The 19,605-nt window shown below is 68.3% G+C and carries 12 protein-coding genes and 1 riboswitch; of the genes, 7 read left to right on the top strand and 5 right to left on the bottom strand.

The features are described from left to right. The first annotated feature begins 146 nt into the window (after positions 1-146). Both M2421_RS09135 and M2421_RS09130 read left to right on the top strand, forming a co-directional pair. Complete coding sequence (locus tag M2421_RS09135) at positions 147-857, top strand: AraC family transcriptional regulator (protein ID WP_259206164.1); 711 nt, start codon at positions 147-149, stop codon at positions 855-857. Positions 858-938: 81 nt separating this feature from the next. Continuing rightward, on the top strand, positions 939-2,333 hold the full coding sequence (locus M2421_RS09130; protein WP_259206161.1) for an amino acid permease: 1,395 nt from the start codon (positions 939-941) through the stop codon (positions 2,331-2,333). Between the two features lie 1,181 nt (positions 2,334-3,514). Here M2421_RS09130 and gcvP read toward each other — a convergent pair. After that, complete coding sequence (gene gcvP / locus M2421_RS09125) at positions 3,515-6,409, bottom strand: aminomethyl-transferring glycine dehydrogenase (protein WP_259206159.1); 2,895 nt, start codon at positions 6,407-6,409, stop codon at positions 3,515-3,517. Positions 6,410-6,497: 88 nt separating this feature from the next. Next, positions 6,498-6,599, bottom strand: a riboswitch (glycine riboswitch). A 279-nt stretch (positions 6,600-6,878) separates the two neighbouring features. Between gcvP and M2421_RS09120 the strand changes: the two genes are divergently transcribed. The 3 genes from M2421_RS09120 to M2421_RS09110 all read left to right on the top strand — a co-directional run bounded on the left by M2421_RS09120 (position 6,879) and on the right by M2421_RS09110 (position 9,631). Further along, positions 6,879-8,102, top strand: a complete 1,224-nt coding sequence (locus M2421_RS09120; protein ID WP_259206155.1) for a multidrug effflux MFS transporter — start codon at positions 6,879-6,881, stop codon at positions 8,100-8,102. Between the two features lie 163 nt (positions 8,103-8,265). Continuing rightward, on the top strand, positions 8,266-9,159 hold the full coding sequence (locus M2421_RS09115) for a siderophore-interacting protein (RefSeq protein ID WP_259206153.1): 894 nt from the start codon (positions 8,266-8,268) through the stop codon (positions 9,157-9,159). A gap of 79 nt (positions 9,160-9,238) precedes the next feature. After that, entirely contained in the window at positions 9,239-9,631 is a 393-nt protein-coding gene (locus M2421_RS09110) for a hypothetical protein (RefSeq protein WP_259206151.1), read from the top strand. 911 nt (positions 9,632-10,542) lie between these two features. Here M2421_RS09110 and M2421_RS09105 read toward each other — a convergent pair. The 4 genes from M2421_RS09105 to M2421_RS09090 form a co-directional block, all read right to left on the bottom strand. After that, positions 10,543-12,537 (bottom strand): M2 family metallopeptidase, encoded by a 1,995-nt coding sequence (locus M2421_RS09105; RefSeq protein WP_259206148.1) that lies wholly within the window; start codon positions 12,535-12,537, stop codon positions 10,543-10,545. 614 nt (positions 12,538-13,151) lie between these two features. Next, the gene (locus M2421_RS09100) at positions 13,152-14,804 is read right to left on the bottom strand and encodes a phosphoethanolamine transferase (RefSeq protein WP_259206145.1); all 1,653 of its coding nucleotides are present in this window, start codon (positions 14,802-14,804) and stop codon (positions 13,152-13,154) included. Next, on the bottom strand, positions 14,801-15,574 hold the full coding sequence (locus M2421_RS09095; RefSeq protein WP_259206140.1) for a phosphatase PAP2 family protein: 774 nt from the start codon (positions 15,572-15,574) through the stop codon (positions 14,801-14,803). Before M2421_RS09095 ends, M2421_RS09100 begins: the two co-directional genes overlap by 4 nt. Before the next feature lie 111 nt (positions 15,575-15,685). Then, positions 15,686-17,395, bottom strand: coding sequence for a glycosyltransferase family 39 protein (locus M2421_RS09090; RefSeq protein ID WP_259206138.1), 1,710 nt, complete (start codon positions 17,393-17,395; stop codon positions 15,686-15,688). 129 nt (positions 17,396-17,524) lie between these two features. Between M2421_RS09090 and M2421_RS09085 the strand changes: the two genes are divergently transcribed. Together M2421_RS09085 and M2421_RS09080 are read left to right on the top strand one after the other, a co-directional pair. Beyond that, positions 17,525-18,226, top strand: a complete 702-nt coding sequence (locus M2421_RS09085) for a response regulator transcription factor (RefSeq protein ID WP_259206135.1) — start codon at positions 17,525-17,527, stop codon at positions 18,224-18,226. Further along, positions 18,213-19,520: a HAMP domain-containing sensor histidine kinase gene (locus M2421_RS09080; protein WP_259206133.1), complete on the top strand. Its 1,308-nt coding sequence runs from the start codon at positions 18,213-18,215 to the stop codon at positions 19,518-19,520. The genes M2421_RS09085 and M2421_RS09080 overlap by 14 nt, the downstream gene beginning before the upstream one ends. Positions 19,521-19,605 lie beyond the last annotated feature (85 nt).

Here is a 19,605-nt window from a genome sequence, read left to right as displayed (position 1 = left end):
CCTCACAGTGGCGGTGCCCGCGTTAATCGCCAGTGCGAAAACCGGGCGGGGCATGCACCCACGCTTCACATGCGGCCGTCGGGCGCTGGGTCGGGCGCGGCCAGGCGCGTATCCTTGCCGGGTGTCCATCCGCCTCCCGCTGCCGTATGCGCGTTGAACCCGCCGACATCGAAGCCCTGTTTGATGCGATCCCCGACGTGCTGTTCTTCATGAAGGACCGCGACGGGCGCTATACGCACATCAACCAGACCATGCTGCGCCGGCTGGGGCTGAAGTCGCGCAAGGAGGTGATCGGACGCACCGCCGCGGAAATCTATCCCACCGGGCTGGGGGCCGACTACGCCACCCAGGACGAGCAGGTGCTGGGCGGCCGGGTGATCGAGAACCTGATGGAGCTGCACCTGTTCGCCAACCGCGAGCCGGGTTGGTGCCTGACCTGCAAGCGGCCGCTGCTGGTCGATGGCCAGGTCAAGGGCCTGATCGGCATCTCGCGCGACCTGGGCCAGAAAGACAGCCTGGGCACCCAGTACGAGCAGCTGCGGCTGGCGCTGGCGCATCTGAACGCGCATTACGCCGAGAACGTGCGCATGCAGACCCTGCTGGACATCACCGGGTTCTCGCTGTCCAAGCTGGAGCGCACCTTCCGCAAGGTGTTCCAGATGACGCCGCAACAGGTACTCACGCGCCTGCGCATCCAGATGGCGGTGCACCTGCTGCACGGGCCGGACAGCATCGCCAGCATCGGCCAGGCCTGCGGGTTTACCGACCAGAGCGCGTTCACCCGCAAGTTCAAGGCCGAGGTCGGGGTCTCCCCGCGCGGCTACCGGGCGCAGATCGGCGAGCGCAGCGAAGCCTGAGGCCGGCCGGGCCGTGTGGCCTATCCCGCCGGCCGGCTGGACAGGGTATCGTGTCGCACCTGTTGCCCGCCTGCGATTCCGATGCCCGCATCCCAGACTCCGCCGCCCGCCACCACGCCCGCCGATACCCGCCTGGGCCACGCGCTCAAGCCCCGCCAGCTGATCATGATGGGCCTGGGCAGCGCGATCGGCGCCGGCCTGTTCCTGGGTTCCGGCGTCGGCGTGCAGGCCGCCGGGCCGGCGGTGCTGCTGTCCTATCTGGTCGCCGGTGCGCTGGTGATCATCGTGATGAACGCGCTCGGCGAAATGGCCGCGGCCAAGCCGACCAGCGGCGCGTTCTCGGTGTATGCCGCCGACGCCATGGGCGCCACCGCCGGGGCCACCGTAGGCTGGTTGTGGTGGGTGCAGCTGGTGATCGTGATCGCCGCCGAGGCGGTGGGGGCGGCCGGGTTGCTGGCCACGGTCTGGCCGGTGGTGCCGGTGCCGATGGCGGCGCTGGCCTTCATGCTGTTCTTCACCGCGATCAACCTGCTCGGGGTGAAGAATTTCGGCGAGTTCGAATTCTGGTTCGCGATCCTCAAGGTGGTGGCGATCATCGCCTTCATCCTGATCGGCGTCGCGCTGTTGATGGGTTGGCTGCCGGACGTGGCCTCCCCGGGCTTGTCCAACTTCACCGACCACGGCGGCTTCGCGCCCAAGGGCCTGGCCGGCGTCGGCGCGGCGCTGCTGGTGGTGGTGTTCGCCTTCGGCGGCACCGAGATCGTGGCGGTGGCCGCCGCCGAAACCGAAGACCCCGAGCGCAGCATCGCCCGCGCCATCCGCACCGTGGCCTGGCGCATCCTGGTGTTCTACATCGGCTCGCTGAGCGTGATCATCGCGGTGGTGCCGTGGACCAGCGAAGCGCTGAAGTCGCCTTTCGCCGCCGTGCTGCAGGTGGCCAACATCCCGGGGGCGGCCACGGCGATCACCTTGATCGCGGTGATTGCGCTGCTGTCGGCGCTCAACGCCAACCTGTATGGCGCCTCGCGCATGATGTACTCGCTGGCCCAGCGCCAGGAAGCGCCGGCGGTGCTGGGCTGGGCCGACCCGCGCCAGGTGCCGATCATCGCGGTCCTGGCCAGCGTACTGTTCGGCTTTGCCGCCACCGTGATGGAGCTGCTGTTCCCGGACAGGGTGCTGCCGGTGCTGCTCAACATCGTCGGTTCCACCTGCCTGCTGGTGTGGACGATCTCGCTGCTGTCCCAGCTGATCCTGCGCCACCGCGCCAACCGCGACGGCACCCGCCTGCCGTTCCGGATGGCCGGCTACCCGTACCTCACCGTGATCGGCCTGGGCGTGCTCGCGCTGATCTTCGGCCTGCTGCTCTCCGAATCGCACACCCGCCTGCAGTTCCTGTCGATGGCCGCGCTGACCGCGGTGATCGCGATCAGCAGCGAAATCGCCCGACGCGTGCGCCGAAAGAACGGCGAGGCCTGACACACCGGCCCCGCCCATGGCTCGTGGCTCGTGGCGTCCCACGGTGGATCCACGCCAATGACCGCGACGTAAAAAACCGTAGATCCACGCCATGCGTGGATACGGCCCCAGCAATGATCCGCGACGTAAAAACCCCGTAGATCCACGCCATGCGTGGATACGGCCCCAGCAATGACCCGCGACGTAAAAACACCGTAGATCCACGCCATGCGTGGATACCGCGCGCAGCGCGGCAAAGCCCCCCGAAGCCGCGCGACAACGGCGCAACCAACCCGTCCGACGTTGACCCCCGGCCGAAGAAGACCGCCCGGGTTCATGGCGCCGGAACGAAGCGCATCCACGCATGGCGTGGATCTACGATTGATCCGCGTGCACACCGCCCGGCCAAAACCCCATGACGTTCCACCGTAGATCCACGCCATGCGTGGATACCGCGCGCAGCGCGGCAAAGCCCACCGAAGCCGCGCGACCACGGCGCAACCAACCCGTCCGACGTTCACCCCCGGCCGAAGAAGACCGTCCGGGTTCATGGCGCCGGAACGGAGAGCATCCACGCATGGCGTGGATCTACGATTGATCCGCGTCCATACGGCCCCGCCAATGACCCGCGACGTTCCACCGTAGATCCACGCCATGCGTGGATACCGCGCGCAGCGCGGCAAAGCCAGCCGAAGCCGCGCGACCACGGCGCAATCAACCCGCCCGACGTTCAACCCCGGCCGAAGAAGACCGTCCGGGTTCATGGCGCCGGAACGGAGAGCATCCATGCATGGCGTGGATCTACGATTGATCCGCGTCCATACGGCCCCGCCAATGACCCGCGACGTTCCACCGTAGATCCACGCCACGCGTGGATACCGCGCGAAGCGCGGCAACGCCCGCCGACGCCCAGCGACCACGGCGCAACCAGACCGTCCGACGTTCACCCCCAGCCGAAGAAGACCGCCCGGGTTCATGGCGCCGGAACGAAGCGCATCCACGCATGGCGTGGATCCACGATTGGATCCGCGTGCATACCGCGCGGCCAAAAGCCGATGACGTTCCACCGTAGATCCACGCCATGCGTGGATACCGCGCGCAGCGCGGCAAACCCCCTCCGCAGCACACGACCCACCCACCGCCCGCAACAAAAAACGGCCCGCTTGCGCGGGCCGTCCTTCGTTGCAGCCGGGCGGGGTGGCTCAGACCTCCACGCCCTCGTCTTCCTTGTACGCATCCACCGGGATGCACGCACACATCACGTTCTTGTCGCCGTACACGTTGTCCACGCGCGCCACCGGCGGCCAGTACTTCTGCTGGCGCAGGCTCGCCAGCGGGAAGGCCGCCAGCTCGCGCGGGTAGGCGTGCGCCCACTCGCTGGCCGACACCGCGGTGGCGGTGTGCGGGGCGTGCTTGAGCGGGTTGTCCTCGCGGTCCAGGCGGCCGTCCTCGATCGCGGCAATCTCTTCGCGGATCTGGATCATCGCGTTGATGAAGCGGTCCAGCTCGTGCAGAGATTCGCTCTCGGTCGGTTCCACCATCAGCGTGCCGGCGACCGGGAAGCTCAGGGTCGGGGCATGGAAGCCGAAATCGATCAGGCGCTTGGCCACGTCCTCGGCGCCGATGCCGGAGGTCTTCTCCAGCGGTCGCACGTCCAGGATGCACTCGTGCGCCACCAGCCCGTTGCGGCCGGTGTACAGGGTCTTGAAGTGCGGGGCCAGGCGCTTGGCGATGTAGTTGGCGTTGAGCAGCGCGACCTGGGTCGCCTTGCGCAGGCCGGCGGTGCCCATCAGGGTGATGTACATCCAGCTGATCGGCAGGATCGAGGCGCTGCCGAAGCTGGCCGCGCTGACCATGCCGACATCGCCTTCGCCGCCCAGCACCTTGGGCAGGAACGGGGCGAGGTGCGACTTGACCGCACACGGGCCGACGCCCGGGCCGCCGCCGCCGTGCGGGATGCAGAAGGTCTTGTGCAGGTTCAGGTGCGACACGTCCGAGCCCCACTTGCCGGGCTTGGCCACGCCGACCAGGGCGTTCATGTTGGCGCCGTCGGTGTACACCTGGCCACCGTGCTTGTGCACGATCTCGCAGATGTCCACCACCTCTTCCTCGAACACGCCGTGCGTGGACGGGTAGGTGATCATCAGCGCGGCCAGGCGGTCGCTGTACTTCTCCGCATTGACGCGGATGTCATCCAGGTCGACGTTGCCGTTGGCATCGGTCTTGGTCACCACAACCTTCATGCCGCACATCTGCGCCGAGGCCGGGTTGGTGCCGTGCGCCGAATCCGGAATCAGGCAGACATCGCGGTGGCCTTCGCCGCGCGAGCGGTGATAGGCGCGGATCGCCAGCAGGCCGGCGTACTCGCCCTGCGCGCCGGAGTTCGGCTGCAGGCTCACAGCGTCATAGCCGGTGCACTCCACCAGCATCGCTTCCAGCCCGTCGATCAGTTCCTTGTAGCCGGTGGCCTGGTCGGCCGGGGCCAGCGGGTGGATGTTGGCGAACTCCGGCCAGGTGACCGGGATCATCTCGGCGGTGGCGTTGAGCTTCATGGTGCAGCTGCCCAGCGGGATCATGGTGCGATCCATCGCCAGGTCCTTGTCCGCCAGCGAACGCAGGTAACGCAGCAGTTCGTGCTCGCTGTGGTGGGTGTTGAACACCGGGTGGGTCAGGAAGGCGCTGGTGCGCACCAGGCCGGCCGGCAGTGCATCGGCGGTGGTCGCATCGAGCGCCTCCACATCGACGCTGGCACCGAACAGCTCGCCCAGCGCGATGATGTCGGCGCGGGTGGCGGTTTCATCCAGGCTGATGCCGACCGCGTCGCTGTCGATCGCGCGCAGGTTGATGCGCGCAGCCGCGGCCTTGGCGTGGATCGCCTTGGCGTCGATGCCCTTGACGTGCAGGGTGTCGAAGAAGTGCTCGCCCACGTTGACGCCGGCGCCGCGCAGTGCCGCGGCCAGGATCGCGGCCAGGCGGTGCGTGCGGCGGGCGATGCGGGTCAGGCCGTCCGGGCCGTGGTAAACGGCATACATGGAGGCCATCACCGCCAGCAGCACCTGCGCGGTGCAGATGTTGGAGGTGGCCTTCTCGCGACGGATGTGCTGTTCGCGCGTCTGCAGGGTGAGGCGGTAGGCAGGATTGCCCTGCGCATCCACCGACACGCCGATCAGGCGGCCCGGCATCGAGCGCTTGTAGGCGTCGCGGCAAGCCATGAAGGCGGCATGCGGGCCGCCGAAACCGAACGGCACGCCGAAACGCTGCGAGTTGCCGACCACGATGTCCGCGCCCCATTCGCCGGGCGCGGCGATCAGGGTCAGGGCGAGCAGATCGGTGGCCACGGCCACCAGGCCGCCACGCGCGTGCACGGCGTCGGCCAGGGCCTTGTAGTCGCCGATATGGCCGAAGGTGTCCGGGTACTGCAGCAGCACGCCGTAGGCTTCGGCGTCCATCGCCTCGGCCGGGGTGCCCACGCGCAGCACGATGCCGAGCGGTTCTGCGCGGGTGCGCAGCAGTTCCAGCGTCTGCGGGTGCACGGCGTCGTGCACGAAGAAGGTGTCGGACTTGCTCTTGGCCGAGCGCTTGGCCAGGGTCATCGCTTCGGCGGCGGCGGTGGCTTCATCCAGCAGCGAGGCGTTGGCGATCTCCATGCCGGTCAGGTCGGCGCACAGGGTCTGGAAGTTGATCAGCGCTTCCATGCGGCCCTGCGAAATCTCGGCCTGGTACGGGGTGTAGGCGGTGTACCACGCCGGGTTCTCCAGCACGTTGCGCAGGATGACGTTCGGGGTGAGCGTGCCGTAGTAGCCCTGGCCGATGAAGGTGCGGAACACCTGGTTCTTGTCGGCGATGGCGCGGATCTTGGCCAGCGCCTGCACTTCGGTCAGCGACTCGGGCAGGTCCAGCGGTGCCGGCGACTTGATCCCGGCCGGGACGATCGCATCGGTCAGCGCGTCCAGCGAGGCGTGGCCGACCACGTCGAGCATCTGCGCGATTTCGGCGTCGTTGGGGCCGATGTGGCGTTCGACGAACGCGTGGCTGTGTTCAAGCTCGCGCAGGGTAGGGGCACGCTGGGCGGAGGTATTCGGGGACATGGCTGGCATCTCGGAGAGTGGGCACGCACGTTCGGAAGGCGGCCGGGTCGAGGTGCTTCGCAGACGCGCGCGAACCACCGGACCTTGCGGTCTTCCTGGGTGCCCCTCTGTCCTTTTGCCTGAGAGTTTAAAAGCGCGCATCTGCGTGCTTCGTGCCCCTTCGGCGCCGGCAGTGGCCGGTCTCTCCAGAGTTTTGCTGCGGGTGGTATCGGGCCTGAGCGATTACGGGCGTTGCGCCTTCGGCAGCGGGTGTCCGCTTCTCCCACCATGGTGCCCGGCGATTATAGCCCAGCGTCCCCGCCGGCAACGGCCTTATGGCACATGAATGAGGGACGCCGGAGCTGCGTCGATGGCCTTGTCGGCATGGTGCCGGGGCCGGCAAAGGCCTATCATGGCCGGATCCTCGTATTCATCTGGCGCCGCCCGTTCCGGGCTGGCGCCCGCCGTGCGTTCACGCATGGCCCAGACGGAAGACCGCATGACGCCCGCCTCGCCCTCGACCCGCCGCCTGGCCCTGCTGCTCGCAGGCCTGGCGATGTTCGGTCCGTTCTCCATCGACACCATTTTCCCGGCCTTCCTGCTGCTCGGCGAGCGCATGCAGGTCGACCAGGTGGCGGTGCAGCAGACCATCAGCGTGTACCTGCTGTTCTACGGCCTGATGAGCCTGGCCCACGGCCCGTTGTCCGATGCGTTCGGGCGCAGGCGGGTGATCATCGGTGGGCTGGTGCTGTTCATCGGTGCCTCGATCGGCTGCGCGCTGTCGCGCGACATGACCACGCTGCTGGTGTTCCGCGCGCTGCAGGGCGTCACCGCGGGGGTCGGGGTGATCGTCGGCCGCGCGGTGATCCGCGACCTGTACCACGGGGCCGACGCGCAGCGGCTGATGAGCCAGGTGTCGATGATCTTCGGCGTCGCCCCGGCGATCGCGCCGATCATCGGCGGCTGGATCCTGCTCGGCGGCGGCGACTGGCCGCTGATCTTCTGGTTCCTGGTGCTGTTCGGCGTGGTCCTGCTGCTCGCCACCGGCAAGTGGCTGCCGGAAACCCACCCGGTGGAGGCGCGCACGCCGCTGTCGATGCGCGAACTGCTGCGCAGCTATGTGCGGATGGGCTCCAACCCGCGCCTGCTGCGCCTGGCCGCCGCCGGTGCATTCAATTTCTCCGGCATCTTCCTGTACATCGCCTCGGCGCCGGTGTTCGTGATGCAGCACCTCAAGCTGGGCGAGGGCGGCTTTGCGTGGCTGTTCATTCCCACCATTGGCGGCATGACGATGGGCTCGTTCCTGTCCGGTCGCATGGCCGGGCGCCTCACCGCGCAGCGCCAGATCGCGATCGGCTTCGGCCTGTGCGCGGTGTCGGCGCTGCTCAACCTGGGCTACGTGTTCTCGGTGCCGCAGATCATGCTGCCGTGGGCCGTGCTGCCGATCTTCCTCGGCGGCGTCGGCATGGCGCTGATCTTCCCGATCCTGGCGCTGGCGGTGCTGGACATGTACCCGCACCAGCGCGGGTTGGCCTCGTCGATGCAGATGTTCATCCAGTTGATGATCAACACCGTGGTGGCCGGCGTCGTCTCGCCGCTGCTCAGCGCCAGGCCGGTGCATCTGGCGCTGGGTTACGCCGGCTTCTTCGCCATCGGCGCCTCGTTCTGGTACTGGGAACGGCACCGCGAGCGGCGTCGCGACGTGCTCACCCCGATCGAGTAAGCCGCGTGCACGCCACGCGTGCGCGCCGTGCACGCGTGGCGAGGCCGGCATTGCCACGCCGCGGCACCGGCGTATCCTGTGCGCTCGCCAGCCAGTTCGTGTACCACGACAGCCAATACGCTCCCCTGCGGACCCCGTGTCCGCCGCACTCCAGGGTGATTGCATGGCTGCACAGCCGACCTACCGCCTGTTCGACGTCGCGCTCAAGCAGCGCACCGTCCTTTCCCCGTCGCTGACCCGCATGGTCTTTGCCGCGCCCGACGTGGCCAACATGAAGACCGAGGGGCCTGACCAGCGCATCAAGGTGTTTTTCCCGTTGCCCGGCCAGGAGGCGCCCGACGTGCCGCAGGGCGCGGACTGGTACGCCCGCTACCGCGCGCTCCCCGATGGCGAGCGCGCGCCGATGCGCACCTACACCCTCCGTGCGCTGCGCCCCGAACTGGGCGAGGTGGACGTCGATTTCGTCCTGCACGGCGAGACCGGCCCCGCATCGCGCTGGGCCATGCACGCCCGCATCGGCGACCGCATCGGCCTGCTGGCGCCGGACGCGCAGGTGGCCGAAAGCAGCCAGGGCTGCGAATGGAAGCCGCCGGCCGGCGTGCGACGCGTCCTGCTGGTGGCCGACGACACCGCATTGCCGGCCGTGGCCGGGATCCTCGAGGCGCTGGCGCAGTGGCCGCATCCGCCGCAGGTGCAGGCGTTCCTGGAAGTGCAGCACGAGGCGGACGTGCTGCCGCTGGCGGCCCCGCGGGGGGCGCAGTTGTTCTGGCTGGTACGCGAGGGCGCCGCACACGGGCAGCGGCTGCAGGAGGCGGTGCGCGCGCGGATCGGGCCCGCCGCAACCCGCAGCGCCGACCAGACGCTGGCCGAGATCGACATCGACCAGGACATCCTCTGGGAGCAGGCCAGTGCCGAAGCCACCGGCCTGTACGCCTGGGTGGCAGGGGAGGCCGGCGCGGTGATGGCCATCCGCCGCCACCTGGTGAAGGACTGCGGCATCGACAAGCGGTCCATCACGTTCATGGGCTATTGGCGCCACGGCAAGGTCCTCGACTGAGCCGACAGGTCCAGCATCGGCGGGCCCGCCAGGGCCCGTGCGGTATCCTTGGCACTTTGCCGCAGTCCGGATTTCCCCCATGTCCACCACCTCCAAACTGCGCCGCGACATCCGCCGGCGCCGCGAAACCCAGGCCGCCAACCGCGAGCAGGCCAACGCCACGCCGGTCGAACCGCATGCGGAACTGCGCGACCAGCAGCGCACGCTGCTGGCCGGCATCGTCCGCCGGGATGGCGAGTGGGTGCTGGGCATGGATGGCCGTATCGCCGGCCAGACCCCCAGTGCAGCGCGGGTGCTGGCCCTGATCATGCAGGCCGCCGAACTGCACGAACGCGAAGGCACGCCGGTGCGACTGGTGTATTCCGATGCCTTGAAGGATGCCGCGCATGCCGAAGCAACGGCCGACGGCAAGGATTTCGAGCAGTTCAAGGTGGAGCTTGCCGCCAGCCTGAAGCGCCCGGCGCATTCCTGAGCGGGCGCCACGCGACGCGTGGGTGCCTGTAGTGCCGATGACGCCTGATGCGCGGTACGGGTTGCGTGTTGCGGGTTGCGCGTTGCGCGTTGCCGAGCATGGCTCGGCACTACGGATTCGATAGCACCCGTAGAGCCACGCCATGCGTGGCTGCTTTTCGTGCCGATGCGGATGACGTCTGACGCCTGCCGTCTGAGGCCTGACGTACGGTGCGGGTTGCGCGTTGCCGAGCATGGCTCGGCACTACAGATTGGATAGCACCCGTAGAGCCACGCCATGCGTGGCTGCCTTTCGTGCCGATGCCGATGACGTCCGAGGCCCGACGTACGGTGCGGATTGCGCGTTGCCGAGCATGGCTCGGCACTACCGATTCGATAGCATCCGTAGAGCCACGCCATGCGTGGCTGCCTTTCGCGCCGATGACGATGACGTCTGAGGCCTGACGTGCGTTGCGCATTGCGCGTTGCCGAGCATGGCTCGGCACTACCGATTCGATAGCACCCGTAGAGCCACGCCATGCGTGGCTGCTTTTCGTGCCGATGCGGATGACGTCTGAGGCCTGACGTGCGTTGCGCATTGCACGTTGCCGAGCATGGCTCGGCACTACAGATTCGATAGCACCCGTAGAGCCACGCCATGCGTGGCTGCCTTTCGTGCCGATGCCGATGCCGATGCCGATGACGTCTGACGCCTGCCGTGCATTGCACGTTGCCGAGCATGGCTCGGCACTACAGATTCGATCGCGTCCGTAGAGCCACGCCATGCGTGGCTGCCTTTCGCGCCGATGCCGATGACGTCTGAGGCCTGACGTACGGTGCGGGTTGCGCGTTGCCGAGCATGGCTCGGCACTACCGATCGAAAAAAAGCCGGCCCTTGGGCCGGCTTTTTGGTTCATCGACGTGCGCGAACGGTCAGCGTGCCGCTGGTGCTGCCGCTGCCGGCTTGGCCGCCGCGGTTGCGCCCGGGGCCTTCCAGCCGCACATCTGGCCCTGGTTCTGCTGCTTGAGCCACTCGTTGACCGGGGTGAAGTACTCGATCATCGGGCCGGCATCGAGCTTGTCGCCGCCGGTGATCTCACGCAGCGTGGCCTGCCACGGCTGGCTGGCGCCCTTGCTCAGCATCGCCCAGAACTTCTGCCCGGCTTCCTTGTTGCCGTAGAAGCTGCACTGGTGCAACGGCCCCTTGTAGCCGGACGCATCGCACAGGCCCTTGTAGAATTGGAACTGCAGGATCCGCGCCAGGAAGTAGCGGGTGTACGGAGTGTTGCCCGGCACGTGGTACTTGGCGCCCGGGTCGAAGAACTCTTCGCCGCGTGCGCTGGCCGGGGCCACGCCCTGGTACTTGGCCTTCAGCTCCCACCACGCCTGGTTGTAGTGGTCCGGTGTGATCGAGCCATCGAACACGCCCCAGCGCCAGCGGTCGATCATCAGCCCGAACGGCAGGAACGACACGCCGCTCAGGGCCATGCGCATCTGCGCGTTGATGGTCGCCTCGCGGCTTTCCTGCGGCTTGTCCACCAGCCCGATCGAGTTGAGGTACTGCGGGGTCATCGCCAGCACGATGGTGTCGCCGATCGCTTCGTGGAAGCCATCGTTGGCGCCGCCCTGGAACAGCGGCGGCAGCGGGTTGTAGGCCAGGTCGTAATAGATGTGGCCCAGCTCGTGGTAGATCGTGGTGAAGTTCTCTTCGGTCGGCTTGATGCACATCTTGGTGCGCACGTCGCCGTCCATGTTCATGTCCCACGCGCTGGCATGGCAGACCACGTCGCGGTCCAGCGGCTTGATGAACTGGGTCTTGTCCCAGTACGACTTGGGCAGCGCGGGCATGCCCAGCGACACATAGAAGTCCTGTGCGCGCTCGGTCATCTGCTTGGCGGTGCGCAGCTCGGCCTCGCGCTGCGCTGTGTACAGCGCTTCCACGTTCGCACCGCTGCCGGCCTTGGCCAGCGCGCCGCTCAGGTTGGCCTGGTACTGCTTTTCCAGCGCGGCGGTGATGTCCAGGCTGCCGGCGCCGGGGTAGGGTTCCAGCTGGTCCCACAGGTTGGACCAGTCCTGCTGCCACATGTTGCCCAGCAGGTGGGCGGCGATCAGGCCGCCCTCGGTCTCGGCCTTGTCCTTGCCGTAGGTCGTGTCGAGCTTGTTGCGCGCGTAGCAGTGCAGCTGTTCGTACATCGGCTTGACCTGTTCCCACAGGCGGTCGGTTTCCGGGCCGATCTGTTCCGGCGGCATGTCATAGCCGCTGCGCCACATCTGGCCGGCATCGGCGAAGCCCATTTCCTTGGCACCTTCGTTGACCAGGCCGACGAAGCGCTGGTAATCGGCGCGCATCGGCTTGGTGGTGGCGTGCCAGCCCTGCCAGGCATCCAGTTGCTTGTCGTAGTCGCGGCTGCTGGCCAGGACCTGCTCGAGGTCGCCGAGCTGGCGGCAGCTCTGCGGGTTGGCGGCGTCGGTGCAGTACTTGCCCGATCCGTACGCGCCTTCCATGCGGCTGGCGATGCGGGTCAGCTCGGAGAGCTTGGCCGGGTCGCGCGGCGCCGGCATGGAGGTCATCAGCTTGAGCAGGTGGATCTGGCGCTTGGTGTCCTCGCTCATCGGCTGGCCGTCATAGGTGCCGGCCTGCGTGATCCAGCCATTGAGGACGGTCAGCCAGCGCTCGTTGGCCTTGGCCGCCACGCGCTCGGAATCCTCGTTGATGTAGGTCGAGGACAGCCACTGCGCCGAGGTCATTTCCGGGTACATGGCCTTGTACTCGGCGTTGACGCGGGCGATGAACTGGTCCGCGGTTTCGCCCGGTTTGGCGCTGGTCGCGGCTGGCGCATCGGCCGGGGTGGGTTCCTTCTGGCAGGCCGCCAGCGTCAGTGCGGCAGCACCGACAGCCAGGGCCAGCAGGAGCGGGCGGTGGTTCACGGGGACATCCTTGGGTGGTGACAGACCGGCGAAGGCTAGTGAAGCGCCGGGCGCACCGCAAGGGGCAGGGCAGCACGGTCCCGGCAGACCGGATAGCGTCAACGTCGGCGGCGAGGTGTCACTGCATCTTGGTTCGGGTCGGCGCGGGCGGGTTGTCGGGACCCGCCGTGAACCCCGCTCCGCCGTCCGGCCCAGCCGCTGGCGGCTGGGCGTTCGGGCACGCGCGAAGCAGGGCATCGCAAGCGGAGCACCCTCACCCTTGGGGTCTCGATATGCGCCCTCCATGGCGCATAACGGTGCCGCCAACCCACCCACACCGCCCCGTCGACAGTGGGTCGGTGCGTATGGAGAAACAACGGCGTTCCGAACGAACGTTGGCTGTCCCAACGAATGCTCCCGCGTTCGCCCGCCTATCGACAACACAATCTGTGGGGGCGAGGCGGGCCATACCGTGGCGGGACCGTCGGGCGCCATGGAGGGCGCACGTCGAGCCCCCAGGGATGGGTTTACGGCGCGTCCCGCGACGGTATGGCCTGCCTCGCCCCAAACGGAAGAGCGAAAAGCTGACAGCTCTCCACTTCAGGCGCCGGACACTCAACCACGCGTTGAACGGGTCAAACCTCGCACCCAGCAAACAGATCGCGGTCACGCGCATACACCGACGTCTTGACCTGCATCAATCCCAGGACCGACGGAAACAGGTTGTCGTGGTCGGTGTACTTGCCTGCGCGCTCGCGCACGCAGGCCAGGTTGAGCCCGCGGCTGGCCGCGAACGAGGGCGAGAACCACATGGTCATCGGCACCCGGGTCTGCTCCTGCGGGGCGATCGCATAGGGAACGCCGTGCAGGTACAGCCCCTTCTCGCCCAGCGATTCGCCATGGTCGGACAGGTAGATCATCGCCGTGTCGTAGTCGTCCATGCCCTTCAGGGTGCCGATCGTGCGCGCCAGCAGGTGGTCGGTGTACAACAGCGCATTGTCGTAACTGTTGGTGATCTCCTCGCGGCTGCACTTGCCCAGGTCCGGGGTGTCGCAGGTGGGGGTGAAGCGGCGGAAGCGCGCCGGATACCGTTCGAAATAACTCGGCCCGTGGTTGCCCAGCTGATGCAGCACCACCACCCGGTCGCCGGGTCTGGCGCGCACCTGCGCGGCCAGCGCGTCGATCAGGATCTCGTCCATGCAGCGGCCGTTGGCGCACAACGGCGGGTTCTTCGCATCATCCAGCGGCTGCATCGCCAGGCCGTCGCAGACACCCTTGCAGCCGGACTGGTTGTCACGCCACAAGGTCGTGATGCCGGCGTGTTCCAGCACGTGCAGCAGCGACTGGTGCGCGCGGATCTTCTTTTCGTCGTAGTCGTGGCGGCCGTACGGCGAGAACAGGCACGGCAGCGATACCTCGGTGCTGGTGCCACAGGCGTGCATGTCCGGGAAATTGATCACGCTGGCCTGTGCCAGTTCCGGCGTGGTCTGTTTGGCGTAGCCGTTGAGCCCCCAGTTCTGCGCACGGGCGGTCTCGCCCATCACGATCACCAGCAGCCGCGGCCGGCTGCCCGCCGCGCGCGGCGTGGCCTGGGCATCGGTGCCGATCGGCAGCTTCGGCGCGCGCTGGATCGGGTTGTCACCCCGCAATGCCTTGGGCAGGCCCAGCAGGACATTGCCGGGCGTGGCCAGGTAGCGCACTTCGCGCTGGTTGCGCATCAACGCCGACATCTCCTGGAAGGACAGCATCGCCCCGCCCAGGGCCACCAGCAGCGACGCCAGCAGGAACCCGGCACGCCACAACAGCGCCTTGCCCCAGCTGCGCTTCACCAGTTGCACCCGCCACAGCACCAGCATCGGCAGCAGCGCCAGCAACAGCAGCGGGGCGATCAGCGCCGGGGTCATCAGCTCCCGGCTTTCCTTGTGGTCGGTCGCCAGCACGTTGCGCAGCATGTCCGCATCCAGGTAGATGTGGTAGCTGCCCATGTAGTGCGCCGCCATCGCCGTGCACAGCAGCAGCACGCCCACCACCCCCTTCGCATTCCAGCGCCAGACCAGCAGCCCCATCAGCAGGCAGTGCGCCCCCACCAGGAACAGCAGCAGCGAGGTCGCAAAGCGCAGGCTGCCGGGATGGGTGGCCATCGCGCTGTGCCAGAACAGCCCATTGCACGCCAGCGCGAAGAACACGCTGGTGACCACGATCAGGGTTTCGGTCGACCATTGCGGACGCCAGCTGCGCCACCTTGCCCGTTCACCCAGGCGCGCGGCGCGCGATACCGATGCATTCATGCCTGCTCTCCCGCTGGCATCGTCCGATGGGGACTCCGGGAGCGTTGCAGCAGCGGTTGCACGGCCAGGTACAGCGATAGCGACACCAGCCAGCAGGTGGCCAGCGTCCACAGGTCATGCGACAGGAAGTGCGCGCCGCGCAGTTGCTGCGACAGGCCGAACACGCCGCCGGCGACCAACCCCACCGCCAGCCCGCGCCAACGCCACGCCGGGCGCACCATCAGGGCGAAGAAGTACAGGCTGATCCAGGCGAACCCCGCGCTGGAGTGGCCGGCGGGAAAACACAGGCCACGGGCCATGGCGTGCGGTCGTGAAGCGAACAGGCCGATGTACTCGCGCGTGCCGCCATAGCGGGCCAGGTCCCACGGGCAGTCCATGTTGGTGACCGACTTGAGCCACGACACCACGCCGGTGCCCAAGGCGACGGCGAGCACCAGGTACAGCAGCGGCCAGCGCCAGGCCGCCAGGCGCTGGCCGCGCCACGCCTGGGTGCACAGCACGATGGCGACCAGCGCCGCCGCCGTGCTGGTCCACTTGCCCACCCGGTGCACCAGATGCGCGGTCACCCAGGCGTTCTGCAACGCCCAGTGCTGGCCCTCCAGGCGATACCACTGGTCGGCCACCCACTGGTCGCCCCCGAGGCTCATCAACAGCGTGCTGAGTACCAGGGTGGCCAGCAACGGCTGCAGCAGGTGCGCGCGCAGGAAGCGCGGGTCGCGCAGGGCCGGCGCCTTGGCCAGGGGGAGGGAGACAGCGGGCACTGAGGACATGGGCGGGGAGGTCGGCGGGATGATCCGCGGCCATGGTCGTCAGCGCGTTGTCGGAGACTGGTCGGAGCGGTGTTGGCCATCGGTTAAACCGCGGCCAGGGACGACATTCGTTCAGTCCTGCCCGTCGTCGGCCGCGTCCGACGGCAGATGCGACTGGCAGTCACTGCGATAGGCGGCGCCCGGCACCAGCACCCAGCGATTGCGGTTGCTGCTGCCGATGGCAATGGTCCGCGCGCGGTCCACGCACGGGCTCACCGCCTCGTCCAGCACCAGCAGCCAGCGCCGTGCCGGGGCCTGCGCAAGCCACGGCCCGGCATCCTGCCATTGCTGGTCCCACGGGCGCTTGAAGCCGAATTCGGCAACCTTGCGGTCGGCCTGCAGCAGGTTCTGTTCGCGCCAGGCCACCAGCCCCAGTTCCGCGTCCGGCCCGATCCGTTGCCCCACGCGCTGCATCAACGCGGAGGCGGAGCTGTACGGGTCCAGCGCCGGCATCAGTCCCCAGCCATACAGGTTCCAGAGCAGCAACGCGGTCAGCACCACCAGCAGCCCCGCGCGGCGCTGGCGCAGCCACAGGGCCAACCCGCCCAGCAGCACGCCGAAGCCAAGCAGCCAGCCGCCCAACAGCGGTAGCAGGCTGTCGGGCATCTCACGCCGGGCCAGTTGTGCGTGTGCCCATGCGCTGCCCGCGAGCAGTTGCCCGCCGATCACCAGCGCGGCCACCGCAAGCACGACCACGTAGGCAAGCAGCAGCCAGCGCGCGCCCGCGCGACGCAGCAGGCCCGGCAGCAGGGGCGCGGCGGCCGCGCACAGCAGGGGCAGCATCGGGAAGATGTAGACCTCGCGCTTGCCCGGGCTGGCGCTGAAGAACAGCAGGACCAGCACCGCCCAGCCCAGCAGCAGCCAGTAGCGCCCGTCCAGCCGCTTCAGGCGCCGCCACCAGGCCGGCAGAAGGGCCGGCAGCAACAGGCTGCCGGGCAGCCACAGCGTGGCCATCACCTGCAGGTAGTACCAGGCCGGTTGCACGTGGTGCCAGGCATTGGCGTAGCGGGTACCGGTCTGCTTGAACAGCAGTTCGCGTGCATATGCCTGCAGGGTCGGATCGGGGTCCAGCAGCAGGGCGATCCCGAGCGGTGCCAGCCATACCGCCGTGCCCAGCAGGAACGCCGGCAGCAGCCACCACAGCGCCGGCCCGCGCCCGCGCCGGCCGTCGTCCACGCCGCGCATGCGCCAGCGCCACAGCGCCCACGGCAGCAGCACCAGCAGCGGCAGGAAGCCCACCCCCTTGGTGACCGTGCCCAGCCCGGCGGCGGCGCCGGCGATCCACAACGCACGCCGGTTGGGGGCCTCGAGCAGGTGCCGCATCAGGCCCCACATGGCCAGCGTGGTCATGCCCACCAGCACCATGTCGATCTGCGCGCGCTTGGCCATCAGGCCGAACTGCAGGCAGCTGAACAAGGCGAGCACTGCCCACCCGGCCACCCGTCGGTTCCACAGCCGTCGCGCCAGGTCCCAGGTCAGCCAGAGGGTCAGCAGGGCCGCCAGCAGCGAAGGCACCAGGAAGGCCAGGTTCCAGCCGCCGAACACGGCGTGGCTGGCCGCCTGCATCCACATGAAGACCGGCGGCTTCTCCGCATAGAGCTCGCTGCCCCGGTGCGGCAGCAGCCAGTGGCCGCTGTCCACCATCGCGCGGGCGGCCAGCACGAAGCGTGGCTCGTCCGGCGGGGAGGGCTGGCGCATGCCGATCCCGGCCAGCAGGGCCAGCACGATGCCCGCGCAGAGCAGGATCCGCCAGCGGTGGCGCAGCAACGATGCGTCGGGCATGTCAGGGCTCTTCGGCAAAACCGCCACTGTCTCCCCGACAGCGTAGGAAAAGCGTCGGAACGGCCCATTGCGACCGGATTCCGACATGGATCGGGCTACCATGCGCCGATCCGTCCACGAGAGTCTGCCATGCGGCTCCTTGTCATTGAAGACAACCGCCAGCTCGTCGCCAACCTGTTCGACTACTTCGAATCGCTGGGCCACGTGCTGGACGTCGCGCCGGACGGCGTCACCGGCCTGCACCTGGCGGTGAGCCACGCCTACGACGCGGTCATCCTGGACTGGATGCTGCCGCGCATGGAGGGGCCGGAAGTGTTGCGCCGGCTGCGCGCCGAACATGGTTCGGAAGTGCCGGTGATCATGCTCACCGCGCGCGATGAGCTGCCCGACAAGATCGCCGGCTTCCGCGCCGGCGCCGACGACTACCTGACCAAGCCGTTCGCGCTGCCCGAGCTGGAAGTGCGCCTGGAGGCGCTGATGGTCCGCGCGCATGGGCGCAATCCGCGCAAAGTGCTGGAAGTGGCCGATCTCAAGCTGGACCTGGCCACGCTGGACGCCTATCGCGACGGCAAGGTGCTGCACCTGTACCCGGCCTGCCGCAAGCTGCTGGAAGTGCTGATGCGCGCCAGCCCCGCCGCGGTGACCCGGCAGCAGCTGGAGTTCGCCTTGTGGGGGGATGAGCCGCCGGATGGCGACCTGCTGCGTTCGCATGTGTACGAGCTGCGTCGCAGCGTGGACGGCGCCTCCGCGCAGAAGTTGATCCACACCCTGCCGCGCGTGGGCTACCGGCTGGGCCTGGTCGGCACGGACGCCAGCAATGAAACCGCGTAAGCCCGCGCCCCTGCATCGCCGCCTGGTGTGGTGGCTGCTGGCGTACCTGGCGATGATCTCGATCGCCGTCTTCAGCGTCGGCAACTACGTGCACGAACACGCCGAGCATTCGGCCTGGCGCGCACTGCTCAATTCCGAGCTGGACAGCATCGTCAACCACATCGAGCACGAACCGCATTACCGCTGGCAGGACTCGGACACGCTGCGGCTGTTCACCATCGACGGCAGCGCCGGCGTTCCCGAGAGCCTGCGCACGCTGCATCCCGGGCTGCACGACGGCGTGCTGGTCAACGATCGCGCGAGTGCGGTCATGGTCCGCGATACCGGGAGCCTGGGCCGGCTGGCGCTGGTGCTGGATATCAACGATTTCCACGAACTGGAGGAATTCGCCACGCGCTGGGTGATGCTTGCCGGCGTGGTGATGATCATCGTGACCGTGCTGATGGCGTCGTTCGGTGTCAGCCGGCTGGTGCGTCCGCTCAGCTCGCTGGCCACGCGCATCGACCACCTCAAGCCCGGGGTGCCGGGGCAGCGGGTGGTGGTGGACCCGCGCGGCAGTTCGGAGTTGTATGTGATCGCCGACGCGGTCAACGATTACCTGGCCCGCAACGAGCAGTTCGTCGAACGCGAGCGCGCCTTCATCACCACCACCAGCCATGAGCTGCGCACCCCGATCGCGGTGATCACCGGCGCGGCCGAACTGGCGTTGGGCCAGCCCGCCCTGCCGGACCGCGCGCGGGTACAGATGCAGCGCGTGCATCGCACCGCGCAGGGCGTGGAGCAGCTGATCCAGCTGCTGCTGGTGCTGGCGCGCGATCCGGCACGCCTGGTCGCGCTCGGCGAGCGCATCGCGCTGCAGCAGCTGGTGCCGGACATCATCGAGGACCACCGCCACCTGATGGGCGACAAGGACCTGCGCATCGAGGTGGACGGGCTGGCACCGGTGGAGATCTTCGCGCCGCTGGGCGTGGTGCAGGCAGCCATCGGCAACCTGCTGCGCAATGCGATCGAGAACAGCGGCCGCGGCACCATCCACATCCAGTTGTCGGCCGCGGCCGTGGTCACGCTGCAGGACCCCGGCCACGGCATGAGCCCGGAGGAGATCGCCGCGGTGCATGCGCGGATGGCGCGCGGCGATCGCAACGAGCAGGGCGGCATCGGCCTGGAGCTCATCGCCAAGCTCTGCGATCACCTCGGTTGGGCGCTGCAGATCGAACCCTGCGCGCCGCGTGGCACCCGCGTCATCCTGGACCTGGGCGCATCGCTGCCCGGCGGCAGGCCTGCGGCGACGTAGCGCGGCGCGCGCTGCAGCGCAGGGTGGCGCAGCGTGAAGATGATGTTAACCTCTGGATCGCGCCGCTTTATGCGGCGCTTTTTTT

Source organism: Stenotrophomonas sp. BIGb0135 (assembly GCF_024810105.1).
Classification (GTDB): domain Bacteria; phylum Pseudomonadota; class Gammaproteobacteria; order Xanthomonadales; family Xanthomonadaceae; genus Stenotrophomonas; species Stenotrophomonas maltophilia_AB.
The sequence above is the reverse complement of the archived record's forward strand: the minus strand, read 5'-3'. Positions and strand labels throughout refer to the sequence as shown.